Annotated in this window: 16 protein-coding genes; 14 read left to right on the top strand and 2 right to left on the bottom strand. The window is 41.2% G+C overall.

The genetic code is table 11. The annotated features are described in order from the left end of the window. Positions 1–30 precede the first annotated feature (30 nt). Together atpG and ACXIUD_RS00955 are read left to right on the top strand one after the other, a co-directional pair. Positions 31–903 carry an ATP synthase F1 subunit gamma gene (gene atpG / locus ACXIUD_RS00960; RefSeq protein ID WP_458050772.1) on the top strand — a complete coding sequence of 291 codons (873 nt, stop codon included), beginning with the start codon at positions 31–33 and terminating at the stop codon, positions 901–903. 87 nt (positions 904–990) lie between these two features. Then, positions 991–1,830, top strand: a complete 840-nt coding sequence (locus tag ACXIUD_RS00955; protein WP_458050771.1) for a hypothetical protein — start codon at positions 991–993, stop codon at positions 1,828–1,830. On the opposite strand, the gene ACXIUD_RS00950 is transcribed toward ACXIUD_RS00955, so the two are convergent. Together ACXIUD_RS00950 and ACXIUD_RS00945 are read right to left on the bottom strand one after the other, a co-directional pair. After that, positions 1,822–3,165: a neutral/alkaline non-lysosomal ceramidase N-terminal domain-containing protein gene (locus tag ACXIUD_RS00950; RefSeq protein WP_458050770.1), complete on the bottom strand. Its 1,344-nt coding sequence runs from the start codon at positions 3,163–3,165 to the stop codon at positions 1,822–1,824. The two genes, ACXIUD_RS00955 and ACXIUD_RS00950, sit on opposite strands and share 9 nt — an antisense overlap. A gap of 72 nt (positions 3,166–3,237) precedes the next feature. Beyond that, a complete protein-coding gene (locus ACXIUD_RS00945; protein ID WP_458050769.1) occupies positions 3,238–3,954 on the bottom strand; it encodes a pyridoxine 5'-phosphate synthase in 717 nt (238 codons plus the stop codon). 62 nt (positions 3,955–4,016) lie between these two features. Between ACXIUD_RS00945 and ACXIUD_RS00940 the strand changes: the two genes are divergently transcribed. From ACXIUD_RS00940 to ACXIUD_RS00885, 12 genes are all read left to right on the top strand, one after another. Then, the gene (locus tag ACXIUD_RS00940; RefSeq protein WP_458050768.1) at positions 4,017–4,466 is read left to right on the top strand and encodes a GatB/YqeY domain-containing protein; all 450 of its coding nucleotides are present in this window, start codon (positions 4,017–4,019) and stop codon (positions 4,464–4,466) included. Positions 4,467–4,470: 4 nt separating this feature from the next. Continuing rightward, entirely contained in the window at positions 4,471–5,016 is a 546-nt protein-coding gene (locus ACXIUD_RS00935; protein ID WP_458050767.1) for a CvpA family protein, read from the top strand. Then, complete coding sequence (locus ACXIUD_RS00930) at positions 5,000–5,596, top strand: anthranilate synthase component II (RefSeq protein WP_458050766.1); 597 nt, start codon at positions 5,000–5,002, stop codon at positions 5,594–5,596. The genes ACXIUD_RS00935 and ACXIUD_RS00930 overlap by 17 nt, the downstream gene beginning before the upstream one ends. A gap of 81 nt (positions 5,597–5,677) precedes the next feature. Continuing rightward, positions 5,678–6,343 carry a CBS domain-containing protein gene (locus ACXIUD_RS00925; RefSeq protein WP_458050765.1) on the top strand — a complete coding sequence of 222 codons (666 nt, stop codon included), beginning with the start codon at positions 5,678–5,680 and terminating at the stop codon, positions 6,341–6,343. A gap of 11 nt (positions 6,344–6,354) precedes the next feature. Continuing rightward, the gene (locus ACXIUD_RS00920; protein ID WP_458050764.1) at positions 6,355–7,230 is read left to right on the top strand and encodes an NAD kinase; all 876 of its coding nucleotides are present in this window, start codon (positions 6,355–6,357) and stop codon (positions 7,228–7,230) included. 156 nt (positions 7,231–7,386) lie between these two features. Beyond that, on the top strand, positions 7,387–8,139 hold the full coding sequence (gene porG, locus ACXIUD_RS00915) for a type IX secretion system protein PorG (RefSeq protein ID WP_458050763.1): 753 nt from the start codon (positions 7,387–7,389) through the stop codon (positions 8,137–8,139). Positions 8,140–8,223: 84 nt separating this feature from the next. Next, a complete protein-coding gene (locus ACXIUD_RS00910) occupies positions 8,224–8,967 on the top strand; it encodes an isoprenyl transferase (protein ID WP_458050762.1) in 744 nt (247 codons plus the stop codon). Continuing rightward, entirely contained in the window at positions 8,967–11,672 is a 2,706-nt protein-coding gene (locus ACXIUD_RS00905; protein WP_458050761.1) for a BamA/OMP85 family outer membrane protein, read from the top strand. Before ACXIUD_RS00910 ends, ACXIUD_RS00905 begins: the two co-directional genes overlap by 1 nt. A gap of 2 nt (positions 11,673–11,674) precedes the next feature. After that, positions 11,675–12,202 carry an OmpH family outer membrane protein gene (locus tag ACXIUD_RS00900; protein ID WP_458050760.1) on the top strand — a complete coding sequence of 176 codons (528 nt, stop codon included), beginning with the start codon at positions 11,675–11,677 and terminating at the stop codon, positions 12,200–12,202. Between the two features lie 16 nt (positions 12,203–12,218). Next, complete coding sequence (locus ACXIUD_RS00895) at positions 12,219–12,764, top strand: OmpH family outer membrane protein (protein ID WP_458050759.1); 546 nt, start codon at positions 12,219–12,221, stop codon at positions 12,762–12,764. 188 nt (positions 12,765–12,952) lie between these two features. Continuing rightward, positions 12,953–14,122: a DUF4221 family protein gene (locus tag ACXIUD_RS00890; RefSeq protein ID WP_458050758.1), complete on the top strand. Its 1,170-nt coding sequence runs from the start codon at positions 12,953–12,955 to the stop codon at positions 14,120–14,122. After that, complete coding sequence (locus ACXIUD_RS00885) at positions 14,115–16,634, top strand: hypothetical protein (RefSeq protein WP_458050757.1); 2,520 nt, start codon at positions 14,115–14,117, stop codon at positions 16,632–16,634. Before ACXIUD_RS00890 ends, ACXIUD_RS00885 begins: the two co-directional genes overlap by 8 nt. Positions 16,635–16,724 lie beyond the last annotated feature (90 nt).

The raw sequence follows: 16,724 nt of genomic DNA, 5'->3' as shown, positions 1-16,724 counted from the left end.
TCAATTTTATATTTCTGACAATAGCATCTTATGGCTAACTTAAAGGAAGTAAAACAAAGGATCACTTCTGTAACCTCCACTCAGCAAATCACTAAAGCCATGAAAATGGTGGCGGCAGCCAAGTTGAGAAGAGCACAGGACAGAATCCTAAAAATGCGTCCATACTCTCAAAAATTGACAGCTATACTCAATGATGTAGTAGCTGCCATGGGAGGTGAATTGCAAATTGCCTATGCTGAGCAAAGACCGGTAGAGCGTGTGTTGATCGTCCCGATGACCTCAGATAAAGGACTTTGTGGAGCTTTCAATTCCAACGTGTTGAAAAGTGCCTCTCTCGCTATCAATGAGACTTATGCGAATGCTCAGGTGACCGTATTGCCTTTGGGTAAAAAAGCGTATGAGTTTTTCTCCAAAAGAGGCTATCATACCATTGCTGATTATTATGAGGTATTCATGGACTTGAGCTATGACAAAGTTCGAGATATCGCAACTTTCGCCATGGACTCATTTATCGCAGGAGACTACGACCGTGTAGTATTGGTATATAACCACTTCCGGAATGTCGCTACTCAGGAAATCCAAGTGGAGCAGTTTCTTCCAATGGAAGGGGCTTCCTTGGCAGCAAATGATAGCATGTCCATTGATTATATCCTGGAGCCTACCAAAGAATATGTGATAGAAGAACTTGTGCCAGTAGCTCTCAAAACACAATTCTATAAGGCGGTCTTGGATAGTAATGCATCTGAACATGGTGCACGGATGACTTCTATGGATAAAGCGACAGAAAACGCTGGTGAACTCCTGAAAGATTTGAAATTGATGTATAACAGAAGCCGTCAGGCAGCCATCACCAACGAAATCCTTGAAATTGTTGCTGGAGCTAATGCCTTGGAGGGTAATTAATCATACCGACAATACAACCCAAACATCAAAACCACTTTCGAGTGGTTTTTTTGTTGGTAGTCAAAAAAGTTCAGTAGATTGTCAGGCATGAAGCAAGGAATATTCCATAGACTCTGGTCTCTTTTTTCCATCTTATCCTTAGACGTGGTCTCAGGTGCCCTTGCAGGGATGTATTTTTTTGAAAATCTATGGGATGTAGTACTCGATCCTGAGATGTACTTTTTGTTAGGATTAGCTGTTTGGATCGTTTATACAGCTGATCACTTACTAGATGTTCGGCATGATTCTCCTTCAGGCTTTGCTTCCCGTCATGCATTTCATCGGAAGTATTGGAAAGTGCTTACAGTAGGTATGATCGTTGGAATAATTGTTGGTTTAGGTATCTTGATAACCACTCCCAAGACACACATTATAATCCCCTATGGACTGGGATTGGGTTTGTTGATAGGGTTGTGGTATTGCTTATTGATCTTCAAAAAAGAACAGGTCGCCCATCTCAAGGAATTTATAACAGCTTTGGTATATACCTTGGGGATTTCACTAGCCCCAGGGGTTTTTGCTTTTGAGGATATTCAGCTAGTGCACATAGGCTTATTGCTAGGATACTTTTTGTTAGCTTTTACTAATTTGATTATCCTTAGCTATTTTGATCGCAGCTATGATGAAGCTCATGCTTTTGGTTCCATAGGTGCCCGATGGAGCGAAGCCCCGCACAAAAATCTTTGCTTTGGTCTATTATATGTGACCATAGGAGGACTGATTTTAGCAATGATGCTTGTCTTCTCTTATTATAGACTGTTTTTTGGAATACTCCTGTTGATTGCAGTTATTCATTACAGGCTATTCCGTGTTTCAGAAGATAAAATGCGTGCAAGAGGCTTGATGGAAATCTCTTTTTCCTTGCCTTGGCTGCTCCTGTTATTTTGAAGCTTTGTCTATCAGTTTGAAGGTGATTTCGTTGAAATAAGCCCCATTCTGTGGTCCAAACCAATTCATATCTCGGACTTCGTATTTGGGTAAATCGTAGTATTCATCAGGTGTGATGTATCCTATGTACCCGCCGTTGAAGCAGGTCACGATTAGATTTAACTTTTTGGCCTTGGCATAATCTTCCCAAGCTTTCATAAACACTCCTGATAATTCCCCACTAGAACTTAAAAAGAGGGTATTTCCCAATTTGACCACATCCATGTGTGGGTTGGTGCTACCAAATAAGCTGTTGAACACCCAAGGCCGGAGTCTTACCTTTTCACTGATGCGGTAATGTGCTTTGCGCAAGTGAATGGGGATGCGGCCAGCTAACATGAGAGGCTCTTTGTTGGTACTAAAGGATTTCATGCTCCCCATGATTTGTTGGCTAAGTGTCTGTGCGTATTGTTCTACAGCGTTGATGTCTTTGCCTTCTGCAAGGGGTTTATGGGAACCCACCGTTCCTGCGGCAAATAGGGTGAAATCGTAGTGTTTTTCCTCCAAGATTCTGGATAGTGCGGCTGGGTAATCACCTGAAAGGCCCATAAATTTTCTATCCATAATAGTAGGGTGGGCACTGTAGCTGAGAAATGCTGCATTTTTACCATCTTTTCTTCGGATGATCATTTTTCTGACGTATGGATCAATGCTATCCCCTTCGATCAAGCGATTGGCTACTAGGTCTTTTGTAAGGGATTTTTGGAAAAATAGCTCAGCAGTATCTAAGGAAGCAACTGCTGTTTCAATGGATTCTATCGTTCGTTGTTGAAGATTTTTCACAAAAGACTTGTCATACCCCCCAAAAGCGACTATTCCTAAGAGACCGGGAATATGCCCCCCCAAACCTGCATGTGTATGGGTGGCTGTAAAATAGGTATGTTGAATGGGGAGTTGGGCCTCTGCGATACTGTTCAGAATAGCGGTCTCAAGGCTAGGATGGATAATCATGAACTCATAATTGAGGAACAAGACCGTGCTGATACCATTGCTCACAAGCAAGGCTTTAACAAAGCTGCTATCTTGTACAAACTCATAGGGGCCTCTAGGTTTGTAACCTAATAAACCCAAAGGTTTGTCAGGGGTTACATTCGATTTAGCCCAAGATGCCAACCAAATACTCCCTTTACTCTGAGGGATATTCATGGTATCGATGCTTGCCATGGTCAGCTTGTAATAGTCTGATTCCCGATAATCGCTTCTATCCACCCGGGTAATGAGTAGGGTGGTTATAAAAAACAATATCCCCAAAGTCCAAGCTGAAATTTTAAATGTTCGCTTAATCTGTGGGGACATGGATCATGGGTTTATGGATGCTCTAATATAAAGGCTTCTCTCGGTGTAACCTAAGCCTCCCTGTGATTTCTGTCAGATTTCCAGTTGTCTTCTATAGAGTTGAATGGTATTTTCCAATCCATAGTACAAAGCATCGCAAATCAAGGCATGTCCTATGGACACCTCATCTAGAAAAGGAATGCATTCCTTCAAATACTTTAAGTTGTGCAAATCCAAATCATGCCCCGCATTCAAGCCTAGACCTAGTTCTTTGGCAATGTTGGCTACCTCTACGTAAGGTTTGACCGCCATTTCTTTATTGGCATGAAAATGCGCTGCATAAGGTTCTGTATATAATTCTACTCTATCGGTACCGGTCAACTTAGCAGGTTCAAAGTATTTTGCTTCAGGATTGATGAAGATAGAGACCCTTGTGCCATAGCTTTTTAGTTCGGCTACAATATCTTGGAGTAAGCTTTGATGGGTGATGGTATCCCAGCCATTATTGGAAGTCAATACATGTGGGGGATCGGGTACCAAGGTAGCCTGGGCAGGTTTTACCGTTCGAATGATTTCCATAAATCGCTCGTCCGGATAGCCTTCAATGTTAAATTCAGTGGTCACGACTGGGGCTAGATCCAACACATCCTGATAGCGGATATGTCGTTCATCAGGTCTTGGGTGTACGGTTATTCCTTCCGCTCCAAACCGTTCGGCATCCTTGGCAACCTGCACTACATTGGGGTTGTTGGCCCCTCTTGCATTCCTGATAGTGGCGATTTTGTTAATATTTACGCTTAGCTTAGTCATTTCGTGAATAATCAGATATTTTTGTGATACAAATTTACACCTATAATACAAACAACAAGACAATGAGTTTAAAGGCAAGTGTAGAAAGTGAAATAAAAAAAGCCATGTTGGCTAAAGACAAAGACCGATTGAGAGCCTTGAGAGCGATCAAATCTTTGATTTTGTTGGAAGAGACCAAAGCGGGTGGAGGTGATGGCATTTCGGCAGATGAAGAAATGAAGTTATTGACCAAAGCGGCCAAGCAACGCAAGGACTCTGCTGATATCTACAAGGAGCAAAACAGAGAAGATCTCTATGCAGTAGAAATGGCCGAATTGGAAATAATCTCTGAATTTTTGCCTAAGCAGCTTTCTGCCGAAGAATTAGAGGCAGAATTGAAAGCCATCATTGCAGAGGTAGGTGCAGCGGGCCCTAAAGACATGGGTAAAGTGATGGGAGTAGCTACTAAATCCTTGGCAGGCAAGGCGGATGGAAAAGCTATTTCGCAGAAGGTAAAAGAATTATTGGGCTAATTCATTGGCAACACTCGATATCATAGTCATCCTATTGTTGGGAATTGGCGCATTCACGGGCTACAAGCAGGGATTCTTTATCAGTATCCTATCCATTGTAGCCTTTGTTTTTGCCTTGGTGGTGGCTTTTCAGCTGATGGGCTGGGGAGCGACTATCCTGTCCCAGCGGGTTGAAAACCTGACATTTATGTTGCCATTTGTAGCATTTATCATGATTTTTTTAGGCGTGATTCTGATTATCAGAGGGCTTGGTTTCATAGTTAAAAAGACCCTGGACCTGACCTTATTGGGTTCTTTCGATAATATTGCCGGAGCCGTTTTAGGTGTGATCAAAAGCGCTTTTACCATTAGTTTGTTTATTTGGGTAACAGTTTCCTTTGAATTCAGTTTTCTACAAGACTGGCAAGAAAAGTCAACCCTTTACACTTACATTGAACCCATCGCTCCCGTATTCATTCGCTGGATTGATGCCTATATCCCTTTTATCCAAGAGACGATTAATCTGATCCAAGAACTAGTCAACACTGCCACCGATGGTATTATTAATTGATAATTTCGATTCCTTTTCCCACATGTTGGCGGATTATTTCTTGCGCTTCGATGTGGAGATAAAGATTTACCGCAATGATGTTTCTTTGGAGGAATTGAAGGGGCATGCATGGGAGGCATTGATTCTATCTCCTGGTCCTGAAACTCCCCAAAAAGCGGGTAATCTGATGGAGATTTTAGGGTATTACCATGACAAATTACCAGTTTTGGGAATTTGTTTGGGACATCAGGCCATAGGAGAGTTTTTTGGAGCTACCTTACAAAAAGGGAGAAAGCCCATACATGGGAAGGTGCATCAGGTAGTTAAAAAAACCGAGCATCCTGTATTAACTGACCTGCCGCATCAATTTGCTGTGACACGATATCATTCCTTGGAACTAGTCAACTTACCTACATGCTTGCAATCATTGCTCGAAACCGAGATAGGTGAAATCATGGGGATAGCCCACCAAACGTTGCCGATTATTGGGATTCAATACCATCCTGAAGCCGTATTGACAGCATATGGTGAAGAGATTATTGGGAATTTCCTGCAAATAGCAGGTTTACTTTCCATCGAAAAAGTCCTTATTCAGGAGTAGACTTCAAAAAAAATAAGCATTTTGAACAAGGATGGGCTTGCCATCGTTTTTATATTCGATATCAATCCATATATTTAGGTCATGCAGGCATTTGAATACATCAACAATCTTATTCCACCACTGAAAATTACCGATCAGACAGGTAAAGCACTCCTTTGGATGGAAGAGATTCGCACCAATTGCTTACCGGTTGTGCACGATAAATTTTTCAAAGGATTGGTCACTGATGAGCAAATTTATACCCTAAATCAACCAAAGCTGTCCATGGATGCCGTGGAGTTAGAAAATCAGGGCTGTTTTGTGTATTTGGACAAGCATATCTACGATGTCATTCGCACGGCGGCTGAGTTTCATACCAACATGGTAGCTGTATTGGATAAGAATAATGAATATCTGGGCGTAATTACCATGGAGGACGCTATTACGGCTTTTGCAGACAGTCTTAGCATACAGTCCAATGGAGCGGTGATTGTTCTATCCATGTTTATGACCGATTACAGCATGTCAGAAATCGCTCGGGTAATTGAGTCTGAAAATGCCAAAATCCTGAGTAGCTTCATAGCAAGTGATCCATTGGATGACAGTAAAATAAAATTGACCTTGAAATTGGATAAGACCGAACTAAGGCATGTAAAAGCCACCTTAGAACGATTTGGTTACCATGTGTTGGACCACTATCAAGAGCAGGCAGGTGTGAGTGAAGATCAGGAACGTATCGATAACTTATTCCGATTTTTGGATATCTAAACCCTTCCTTCATGAAAATTATCCTTCACGGGATTGGATTCAGTAAGGAGTTTCTCCCTTACGTAGAGCAGCTGATTGCCACTTTGGAATCACATCAGTTTACAGTTTTTTTTACTGAAAGTTTTTCCAAATCGCTCAAAAAGCATACGAGTAAATTTCAATCTTCCCATACCATTGTAGCTATCTCGGATCTTGCAGAGGCAGATTTTGTGGTATCCGTAGGGGGAGATGGGACTCTTCTGGATGCAGTCAGTATGGTAGGAGCACTGGAGATCCCAATTATTGGCATCAATACTGGAAGACTGGGCTTTTTAGCTACCGTAGCCAAAGAAAATCTGGAGCAAGCCATCGATGATTTGGCACAACAAAACTACACCATTGAAAGCAGGACACTTGTGTGCATAGAGTCTAATCGTCCTTTGCTGAATGGGCTGAATTTTGGGCTGAATGAGTTTACCATCCACAAGCGGGATACCTCTTCCATGATTACAGTGCACACCTACATCAATGGACAGTATTTGAATAGTTACTGGGCAGATGGGCTGATTGTGGCTACTCCCACGGGCTCTACAGGCTATTCCTTGAGTTGCGGGGGACCATTAATTACACCTGGAGCAAAGAATTTTGTCATCACACCCGTGAGTCCGCATAATTTGAATGTAAGACCCATTATTGTGCCGGACGACTCTGAAATCACCTTCAGTATTGAGGGAAGATCAGAAAAGTTTTTAGTATCATTGGATTCCCGCTCTACAGCTATTGATGCGAGCTATCAGTTAAAGCTTAGAAAAGCAGATTTTGTAGCGAAATTGGTCAAGTTTCAATCCTATGGCTATTTTGATACCTTGAGGCAAAAGCTGAACTGGGGTTTCGATATGCGGAACTAAAAAAACTTTCTGTTTTCTTTTGGGTGAAGACTAAGATAAAATAGTAAATTCGGTCTGTCAATTAAGTTTTCTTAACACCCGTTCTTAACAAAAATTAACCCTGCAAGCAATAGAAAGGGTTTTTATATCGTTGAGTACTTCATAAATTGCACTGTCTTGAACATAAAAGCTTTTCTTTCGCTAGTTGTCTCTGGCATATCGATCGGTATCATGATGCTTAGCCCCTTGCAAATGCAGGCGCAGCAGTATGATTTCGGAGGAGGATTGGGTGTAGCGGCCTATTCCGGAGAGATCGTCAGAAGATTGGATGAAGGAAGAGTGGGACTTCAAGGGACGTTTTTTGGCAGACGAAATTTTGACAATGTATGGTCTTTGAGAGGGGGCTTGTCTTTTGCGCGCATTAGTGCAGCGGACAGCATTACTCGCTTAGACCCTGTAGCAGTATCCCGGGATGCCTTTTTCAGAGGCAATGTGTGGGAAATCAGTGCGGTGATGGAATATCACTTCTTGGACTTCATGCATCCGCAGGCACAGTTTAGGTTTTCTCCATATGGCTTTTTTGGTCTGGGATTTACTTATTATTCTGGAGAAGGGAGATCTTTTCTCTTGGAGCAGCCTGAGCGATTTCGAACCACTACTCCTGTTATTCCCTTTGGCTTAGGCATCAAGTATAGGCTGAACGATCGCTGGGTCTTAGCAGCAGAATTGGGTTTCAGGGCCACCTTTACTGATAGGCTCGATAAAATCGAGGATAATCAGTTGGTAATTCCACGATTTCCAAACCCCAATGTGACCGAGCCACAGGTATTTGGCTACAATGCAGCCAATTACAGTGATCGGGATTGGTACTACTTTTTGGGGCTGACCATCAGTTATAGCATAAGTTCAGTGAAGTGCTATGCGTATTAATTAATTAGCCATTCACGTAGATTATTGAAAAAGAAATAGCATTTTTGTACCTCCAAAAAACAACATGCGATTTCGGCATTAGGAATGAAGGAACAGATAGATAGGCAAAACATCCCTCAACATATAGCAGTCATCATGGACGGAAATGGGCGTTGGGCCCAAAAAAAAGGTGCCATGAGAATTTTTGGACATAGAAATGCACTGACTGCTGTGAGGGAAACCATAGAAAGCTGTGTTGAACTCGGAGTGAAGTACTTGACTTTGTATGCATTTTCTACCGAAAACTGGTCAAGACCTCAAGACGAAGTCAACGCCCTGATGGAAATATTAATCAATTCCATCACAGATGAGGTGCCTACGATGATGAAAAATAATATTACCTTATCTTCCATCGGAAACATTCAATCCCTTCCTGATAGCGCACAGAAAAAACTTCAAGAAGCCTATGAGCTTACCAAATCCAATACTGGCTTAACGGTTTTTCTGGCCTTGAGTTACAGTGGTCGTTGGGAAATACAGCAAGCAGTCCAAAACATTGTCAAAAAAGTAGTCAATCAAGAAATAAACCTAGAGGAGATTACACAAGAACTCCTATCAGCACATATGACTACGGCCAATGTGCCTGATCCGGAGTTGTTGGTCAGAACAAGTGGGGAATTGCGCATAAGTAATTTTCTTTTATGGCAAATGGCCTATACGGAACTGTATTTTACAGATACCTTATGGCCGGATTTCAGGAAAGAACATTTATGGGAAGCCATCTTGGATTATCAAAAAAGAGAAAGAAGATTCGGGAAAACCGGAGCTCAGATAAAAGGAAAAGGTTGATGAAAAAGATTACAGTACTGATTTTTCTACTGCTAGTGGTAGGGATAGCCGAAGCCCAAGTAAGGCTTGGACAAAGTCGCTATACCCCGTCGCGTCCAGTGAATATCTTGGAATTAAATTATTCCAAGCCACAAAAGTTCAGGATTGCGGAAATCAAAGCAGTAGGATTGACAACGCTGGATGAAACAGCAATCATTTCACTTGCGGGCTTGAGAGTAGATGATGTGATTTCTGTACCAGGAGATGCTACTGCCAATGCCTTGAAAAAGCTATGGGGTCAGGGAATCATCGGAGATGTGAAATTATTGGTGACCAAAATCGAAGGAGATGACATTTTTCTTTTGTTGGAGTTGACTGAGCGCCCACGCTTTAGCCGGGTAGAATTCACAGGTGTCACCAAAACCCAGGAATCGGAACTAAAAGATAAAATTAAAATCCGAGGGAGAGTCGTGCGTGACGATGTATTGAGCACCTCTCAGCGCAATATCCGCCAGTATTTTGTCGATAAAGGCTTTTTAAATGCAGAAGTAAAAGTTGTTCAGGAGCGGGATACTACGCTTCCAAATTCTGTGAAACTCCGATTTGATGTAGATCCAAAATCGAAAGTGAGAATCAATCAGGTCAATGTGTATGGCAATGAGGAAATCAGCGATAAACGAATCAAAGGAAAGTTAAAGAATACCAAGGAACATGCCCGCATGCACTTGGTTCGTGATATTTGGTCTCGAGTGACCAATACTACCCCTAAGTCTGCAAAAGAAGCCATCGTTTATAGAAATGTTGCTTCTGATGAAGAAGTAAAACTGTATATCAACCGTACCATGAAATTGAATTTCTTCAATTCATCCAAGTACGTGGCGAAGGAATTCAAAGAGGACAAAGAGAAAGTAATTGCTTTCTACAATTCCCGAGGATACAGAGATGCGGCTATTTTGGCAGATTCTACCTACCGATTCTCCGAGAATACGATTAATGTGGATCTTTCCATTGAGGAAGGTGTGAAATATTATTACCGCAATATTTCCTTTGTTGGAAATTACTTACATACAGATAAAGAGTTGTTGGATCGCTTAGGTATTCAAAAAGGCGATGTCTATAACAAGGAAAGACTTGAAAAACGTCTAAATTATGATCCTCAGAAAGGGGATGATGTGAGTTCCTTGTACCAAGATAATGGATACTTGTTCTTCCAAATTGACCCAGTGGAGGTAATGGTGGAGGCGGATTCCATCGATATTGAAATGAGAGTTTTTGAGGGACCACAAGTAACCGTAAACTCTGTGACTATTCAGGGGAATGAGCGTACTTCTGACCACGTGGTGATGCGTGAAATCCGAATTCTTCCTGGACAAAAGTTCAATAGAAGTGCTTTGGTACGAACCATTCGAGAGTTGTCCCAATTAGGATATTTCGATCCTGAAAATATTGAACCGGATATGCGTCCAAATTTTGAGGATGCTACGGTTGATATCATTTTCAAACTGGAGGAGCGACCCAATGACCAAATTGAGCTTTCCGGTGGTTGGGGTGGATTCTTTGGATTCGTAGGTACTGTCGGACTTGTCTTTAATAATTTCTCGATTAGAAATATTGGAAACTTTGAGAAGTGGAGACCGCTTCCAGTAGGTGATGGTCAGCGACTTTCCTTACGGGTACAGGCCAATGGTCGTCAGTTCCAAAATTATTCTATTTCTTTGACTGAGCCTTGGTTTGGTGGTAAAAAGCCTAATGCCTTAAGCGTGAGTTTCAACCACTCTGTTCAGCGTCAAGTGGATTTCTTTAACCAACAAAATCCTGGACAGGAGATTGGGTTCTTTAAAATTACTGGTGCTACGGTGGGACTTTCCAAGCGTGTGACTTGGCCGGATGATTACTTTATGTTCAGTACTGCTTTAGCTTTCCAAATATATGACTTCTTGAACTTTGGTAATTTCTTTGGATTAAGCTACAACACTGGAAAGGCGAATAGTTTAGCCTTGAATACAACAGTCGCCAGAAATAACGTAGATAATCCGATTTATCCGAGATTTGGTTCTAACATTAATTTGACAACTTCGTTTACTCCTCCATATTCGTCCTTAAATCCGAATATTGATAGAGAATCTCCTGATGAGGAGCGATTCCGATGGTTGGAGTATCATAAGTGGATGTTTGATGCCTCATTCTATACCCCTGTTTTTGGGTCTTCGAAGTTTGTGATTTCGGGAAGAACACACATGGGCTTCTTGGGATCGTATGGAAACAGAATCGGAATCATTCCTTTGGAGCGATTTGTAATGGGGGGTGATGGTATGAACTTCAATAACTTTGCTTTGGGTCAGGAGATCATTGGCTTGAGAGGATATGAAAATCAGGCGATTACTCCAGGTGGTGGTGCTGCCCGAGGTCAAGGTGGAGCATTCGGGGGGATTGTGTACAACAAGCATGTGATGGAGCTACGCTTCTTAGTGTCACCTAATCCTTCTGCAACAATCTTCTTATTGGGTTTTGCTGAGGCAGGCAATAACTGGGGACAGTATGCAGACTTCAATCCATTTAATTTGAAGCGTTCTGCGGGCTTTGGTGCAAGGATCTTTATGCCGGCCTTTGGTTTGCTAGGGCTGGATTGGGGGTATGGATTTGATACCTTGGAAGATATCAATCCTGCCTTACGAGGAAGGTCAGGACCACAGTTCCACTTTACGATTGGTCAGCAATTTAGATAAGCATGAAAAGCTCAGGTAAATTATTAATTTTGTGCTGTCTTGGGCTCTTATTCGCACATGAGAGCTTTGCGCAGAAGTTTGGCTATGTGGATACGGAGTATTTGTTAAACAAGCATCCGGATTACAAGCTGATTCAGAATGAGTTAGAATCTTTAAGATCTGAGTGGACAAAACAGGCACAATCTTTGGAACAAGGGATCAAAGAAATGTATGCCAGCCTCAAAGCAGAAGAAGTCTTGCTTACCGAGGAGATGTACAATGAGCGTATGAAGGCGATTCGTGAGAAGGAGAAGGAATCACAAACCTTCAATAATCGAATCTTTGGACTCAATGGGCAGTATTATCAGAAGCAATTAGAGTTGATGCAGCCTTTACAGTCTAAAATATTCGATGCGATTGATCGGGTATGCAAACGCTACGGCTTGGCGGTCTTATTCGATAAAGCCTCTGGGCCCTTGCAGATGATTTATTCTGACCCGAGGCATGATTATTCGGAGTTTGTCTTAGAAGAATTAGGAATTAAAAATTAATTAAATAGAAACAAAAATGATGAAAGTTAAAGTTATCCTTTCCGCAATCGCTTTGTTTTGCGTAGGATTTGTAGCTCAGGCTCAGCAGGACTTGAAAATTGGCTATACCAATGTTGAGTTACTGATTGATTTAATGCCAGAAATGGAACAGATTGGTGCTGATTTGCAGGATTATCAGTCACAGTTGCAGACGAATATCCAGACTAAAATTGCAGATTTTCAGAGAAAAGTTCAGCAATTCCAGCAAGCAGCTCCTACCATGGCAGAAGATGCGATGAACCAAAGAAGAGCTGAATTGCAAAGACAAGAGCAGGAATTGCAAAAGTTTGAGCAAGATGCGCAAGTATCTTACCAAAGAAAATTGCAGGAATTGCTAGAGCCAGTGCAGCAGAAAGTATTCAATGCGATCAATGCGGTAGCTGCCGAAAACAATTACACACACATCTTCTCCGAGACCGCTGGAAATGCCCCAGTCTTGTTGTACACAAGAGACGAAGATAAATTCACTGAATTGGTGATTGCCAAATTGGGAATTGTTTTACCAGAAAGACCACAGCAATAATTGTTGTCGATAGTTAAGAAAAAAGACGCTTTGATAGAGGCGTCTTTTTTGTTTGTAGATAGCTATTTTTTGGGCATGTCATGTACTTTTGAAATTTAAAAATTTTCCAAACTAAAGCTTGCTTATTTCTTTATATCCGCTTTCTTAGCGAAAGTATTGTTTGAACTCTAAAAAGTTAACTGACCTGCATGCAAAAGCTTTCTTACATAGTTTTCATATGGCTGTTTTGGACTGTGGTTTCCTGCAATGAAAAAGAAGCAGAAAGCAGAGGTAATTCTACCGACTTTACATTAGAAGAAGGCGATAGCCTAGTCATTCCTTTAGACAGCGTCAGTCCTCCTAAGCCACCTTTTGTCCAGTTATTGGAGGAGGAAAACCTGCTTACTTTTTTCAATGCTTTCAACAGGTCCATTTATTGGTTTGATTTGGAGGAAAAAAACTATTTTGAAAGAACTGTAATTAATGCCCAAGGAGCAAATCAGGTTGGTAGGCCTGTGGGATACCATATCATCCATCGGGATTCCATAGCTGTTTTTGATATGCTCAAAAATGAACTGGTATTTATTAATGACAAAGGAACTAAGCTGAATGCTTTTTCCATAGTTGATAATTTTCCCATGAATGATAGCAATTGGCTTTTATCCTATCCTCAATTTTTTCCTAGAACGGTCACGCCATTTATCCTCATGGATGAAAAGTTGATTTTTTCTGGAAGCTTTATGTGGGCGATACCGGATAAAATTTTAGACACATTCAAATTCACGGCTTTATTTGACCTGTCAAACAATGAGCTTACCTATACTCATTCGTATCCGAAAAGTATCTATGGCAGTAAGTTTAACTGGGATGATCCTTATTACACAACCGTATACTATGATTGGAATCCCGATAAAAAAGTGATGGTCTACAGTTTTCCTATATCCAATAGTCTTTTTACGGCTTCACTCGAAAAGGAGGGTTTGAATGAAGTTGTTGATTCGGAGTATGGTTCAAAAGTGGTCAAGCCCTTATCCAAGAAAAATCCTACGAGGGAACTCATGCTCAGTCATTTAATGGAATCAGACATTTATGCAGGGATTAAATACGATTCATATAGAAACGTATATTATAGGGTATTGATGCATGCAGTATCTGGTATGGCTGAGGCCAAGGATTTATCCCTTAAGCGGGTAAGTATTATTATCTATGATTCCGAATTGAACGTAGTAGGTAAAAAAGAGCTTGGGTTACTAAAAAACTGGAATATTGATAATATGATGGTTACCAAAGACGGATTATTGGTAGAATATACAGACATGCTCAGTAGTAATGAAGATTATATGGTGTTTAAGTTGTTGAAACTCATCGCCAATGATTAAGTACTTGTCCATAGGTTGTTTCTTTTTCTTGCCTTACCTGTTACAGGCGCAGTCGGCCTATGAGCAAACGTTGGTGATAGATTTTGAGGAAAAGGCGAGACGGCATGCAAGACCCATAGAGTACTTGCAGACGGATAAGGATATTTATGAGACAGGGGAAGCCATTTGGTTTAATTTCTTTCAAATTGACGGGCAGTACCTAACCCCATTTTCTTCAGATAGTGTGTTGTATTTGCGTATGGTGCATCAAGTGAGCAGGGATGTTGTATGGGAAGAACGCTATGTACTTTCGGATGGTTTTAGTACGGGTCAGCTAGTGATAGGAGAGGATGTATTTCCTGGGATTTACCAGATCGAGGCTTATACTCCATCAGCCATGGAAAAGGGGATGACCCATTTTTATGCATTTAAAGAAATTGAGATAAGACAGTTTATTTTACCCCCTATAGAGCTTCGGTATGAGTTGCCGGATTCATTTGAGAAAGGCGCAGTAGGAACACTCACGGTAGTAGAGCGGATTGATAGGTTGCAGGGTGCAGATGTGTCCTTGAGTTTTTTGGATGCGGGAAAAAAAGTCCGGAATGAAATCCGGCACTTGACCGACGAAAAGGGTGAGGTGAAGTTTGAATTACCTGTTTCTTCAATTGCTTATCTAGACATTTCTATCAGGCATCAAAGTAAGGCTGTATTTTATAGAATTGAAATTCCTAACGAGGGTCTGGGCAAATTTCCAGTATTGCAGCCAGAAAGCTCAAAGCTGGTAAGTGGTCATGAAAGCTGGGTCAACATCAAGCGGCATACCGAAGCAAATATAGGTTCACAAAATGGAGCTTTACTCGCTGATGGGGAGTTGTTGCAATATATTGCTGTGAATGAAAAAGGGCTTGGAAAATTTAAATTTATCCCTAAACAAAATACAGATTACCATGTGGTATGGGAAGATTTCCCTAAAGATACTCTCCGGGTGTTTGAGTCGATAGAATCGGCAGGTGTTACAATGACAGTAGATAACTCCTCCGATACATTGCTTTTTCATCTACAGACCACTCATATACAAGAAAAGCATATTTTAAGACTGCAAAGCCGAGGGATAGTCTATGCATATCTGGATTTCATATTGCCATCCCGTGGAACTGTGAAAATACCTAAGTCCGATATTCCCACGGGAATCGTAGCGACCACCGTATTCAATGAAGATGGAGAACTATTAACAGAGCAGCTTATCTGGAATGAAAACAATGGTAGGCTCATCCTCAGAGCAAACTTGGATAAAAACAGTTATGGCAATAGAGATAAGGTAAAATTGAGAATCACAGTAGAAGACGAATTGGGGAGAGCGGTTGAAAACGTCCGGATTTTTGGCTCCGTCTTTGATGAACTGTATAGCAGGTCAAGTCTGCGGAGAAGTTTTTTTTCTCAAGTCCATGTTTTAAGTCAATTAAAACCTTCCAAAGATTATCGTTTATTTCCGAATGTATCATTCAATGCTGAATCGGGTGTCAAAAATGACAATCTTTTAACGTATTTAGAATCGATGAACTATCGCTGGTCTGTGGTGCAAAATGTCTCAGTCAGAGATAAATTAGCATTGCTTAGTAATGTGCAGAAAGGCACTATTCGATACGGGAGAAAAAAAGGCGAACAGGAATCGTCTTATGCGTTATTTTTTAGGGGAGATGATGAAAGTGGTTCCAGTTTTATTCCCTTGGATGCAGCAGGTAATTTTGAGATTCTTCCAGAGGATTTACTATTTGCAGGCAATGAGTATTTATATATAAAAGCATTGCCAATTGGCAATCAATCAGTTGAGATGAGAATCGAAAATTCTTTCGAAGGTATAGAGGAGACCTTAAAAGAATCTGAGTTTGTTTATGCTCCAAAGATAAAAAATCTTGAAAAAAGCGTAGTGCCCCGTCCTGTATTTGATAGGAATGAGATTCTTTTGAATGAGTTTCTTGTCAGCGCTAGAAGGTTGAATTTAGATAATCGGGATAAGTACATTATCAGTCTCAACGAGAGGGCAAATAGAGACTTTAATAATGATTTTGTTTGTAAGGCTGCTCCAGGTATACTCAATTGTCCTGTTTGTGGACATACAGATATCAAGCCAATAGAAGGGCAAGAGTACACAGTAATTTTAAATGAGTCCTTTAAAAATCAAACTCTATCAGGCCATCATAAGATTACAGATTTCTATCGAGTTATTTATAAGTATCCCACGTATACTGAAGAGGAGCTTATGAAACTTTACAATGTAATTCGTACCAAAGGATTTTTTACCGGGATTGATTTTGCACATATAGCTTATCCTGATGAGGAATCAAGAAAAAGACTGGAGTCAGACTACAGGTCCACTCTTACTTGGGAACCCAGTTTATTTACGGATGAGAATGGTCGGGTAGAACTGGAATTTTATACCTCCGACATCCGTTCCATATTCACAGGCAACTTCGAAGCCCTGAGTCCAGATGGTAAGATGGGGCAGGTGATTTTTGAGTTTGTGGTGGAGTAGGTTTCGCGCAGAGGTTTCACGCAGACCTGCGTGTCTGCAGACAGGGACGCAAAGGCGCCAAGAGGTAGGCTTGATTTTTTAAATTTCCTC

The organism is Mongoliitalea sp. (assembly GCF_054166905.1).
Note: the sequence above shows the minus strand (reverse complement) of the source record. Positions and strands in the feature narration are given on the sequence as shown.

Coding starts and splice junctions, on each gene's coding strand:
- atpG (WP_458050772.1), top strand. CDS start 31: ATGGCTAACTTAAAGGAAGTAAAACAAAGGATCACTTCTGTAACCTCC.
- ACXIUD_RS00955 (WP_458050771.1), top strand. CDS start 991: ATGAAGCAAGGAATATTCCATAGACTCTGGTCTCTTTTTTCCATCTTA.
- ACXIUD_RS00950 (WP_458050770.1), bottom strand. CDS start 3,165: ATGTCCCCACAGATTAAGCGAACATTTAAAATTTCAGCTTGGACTTTG.
- ACXIUD_RS00945 (WP_458050769.1), bottom strand. CDS start 3,954: ATGACTAAGCTAAGCGTAAATATTAACAAAATCGCCACTATCAGGAAT.
- ACXIUD_RS00940 (WP_458050768.1), top strand. CDS start 4,017: ATGAGTTTAAAGGCAAGTGTAGAAAGTGAAATAAAAAAAGCCATGTTG.
- ACXIUD_RS00930 (WP_458050766.1), top strand. CDS start 5,000: ATGGTATTATTAATTGATAATTTCGATTCCTTTTCCCACATGTTGGCG.
- ACXIUD_RS00925 (WP_458050765.1), top strand. CDS start 5,678: ATGCAGGCATTTGAATACATCAACAATCTTATTCCACCACTGAAAATT.
- ACXIUD_RS00920 (WP_458050764.1), top strand. CDS start 6,355: ATGAAAATTATCCTTCACGGGATTGGATTCAGTAAGGAGTTTCTCCCT.
- ACXIUD_RS00910 (WP_458050762.1), top strand. CDS start 8,224: ATGAAGGAACAGATAGATAGGCAAAACATCCCTCAACATATAGCAGTC.
- ACXIUD_RS00905 (WP_458050761.1), top strand. CDS start 8,967: ATGAAAAAGATTACAGTACTGATTTTTCTACTGCTAGTGGTAGGGATA.
- ACXIUD_RS00900 (WP_458050760.1), top strand. CDS start 11,675: ATGAAAAGCTCAGGTAAATTATTAATTTTGTGCTGTCTTGGGCTCTTA.
- ACXIUD_RS00895 (WP_458050759.1), top strand. CDS start 12,219: ATGATGAAAGTTAAAGTTATCCTTTCCGCAATCGCTTTGTTTTGCGTA.
- ACXIUD_RS00890 (WP_458050758.1), top strand. CDS start 12,953: ATGCAAAAGCTTTCTTACATAGTTTTCATATGGCTGTTTTGGACTGTG.
- ACXIUD_RS00885 (WP_458050757.1), top strand. CDS start 14,115: ATGATTAAGTACTTGTCCATAGGTTGTTTCTTTTTCTTGCCTTACCTG.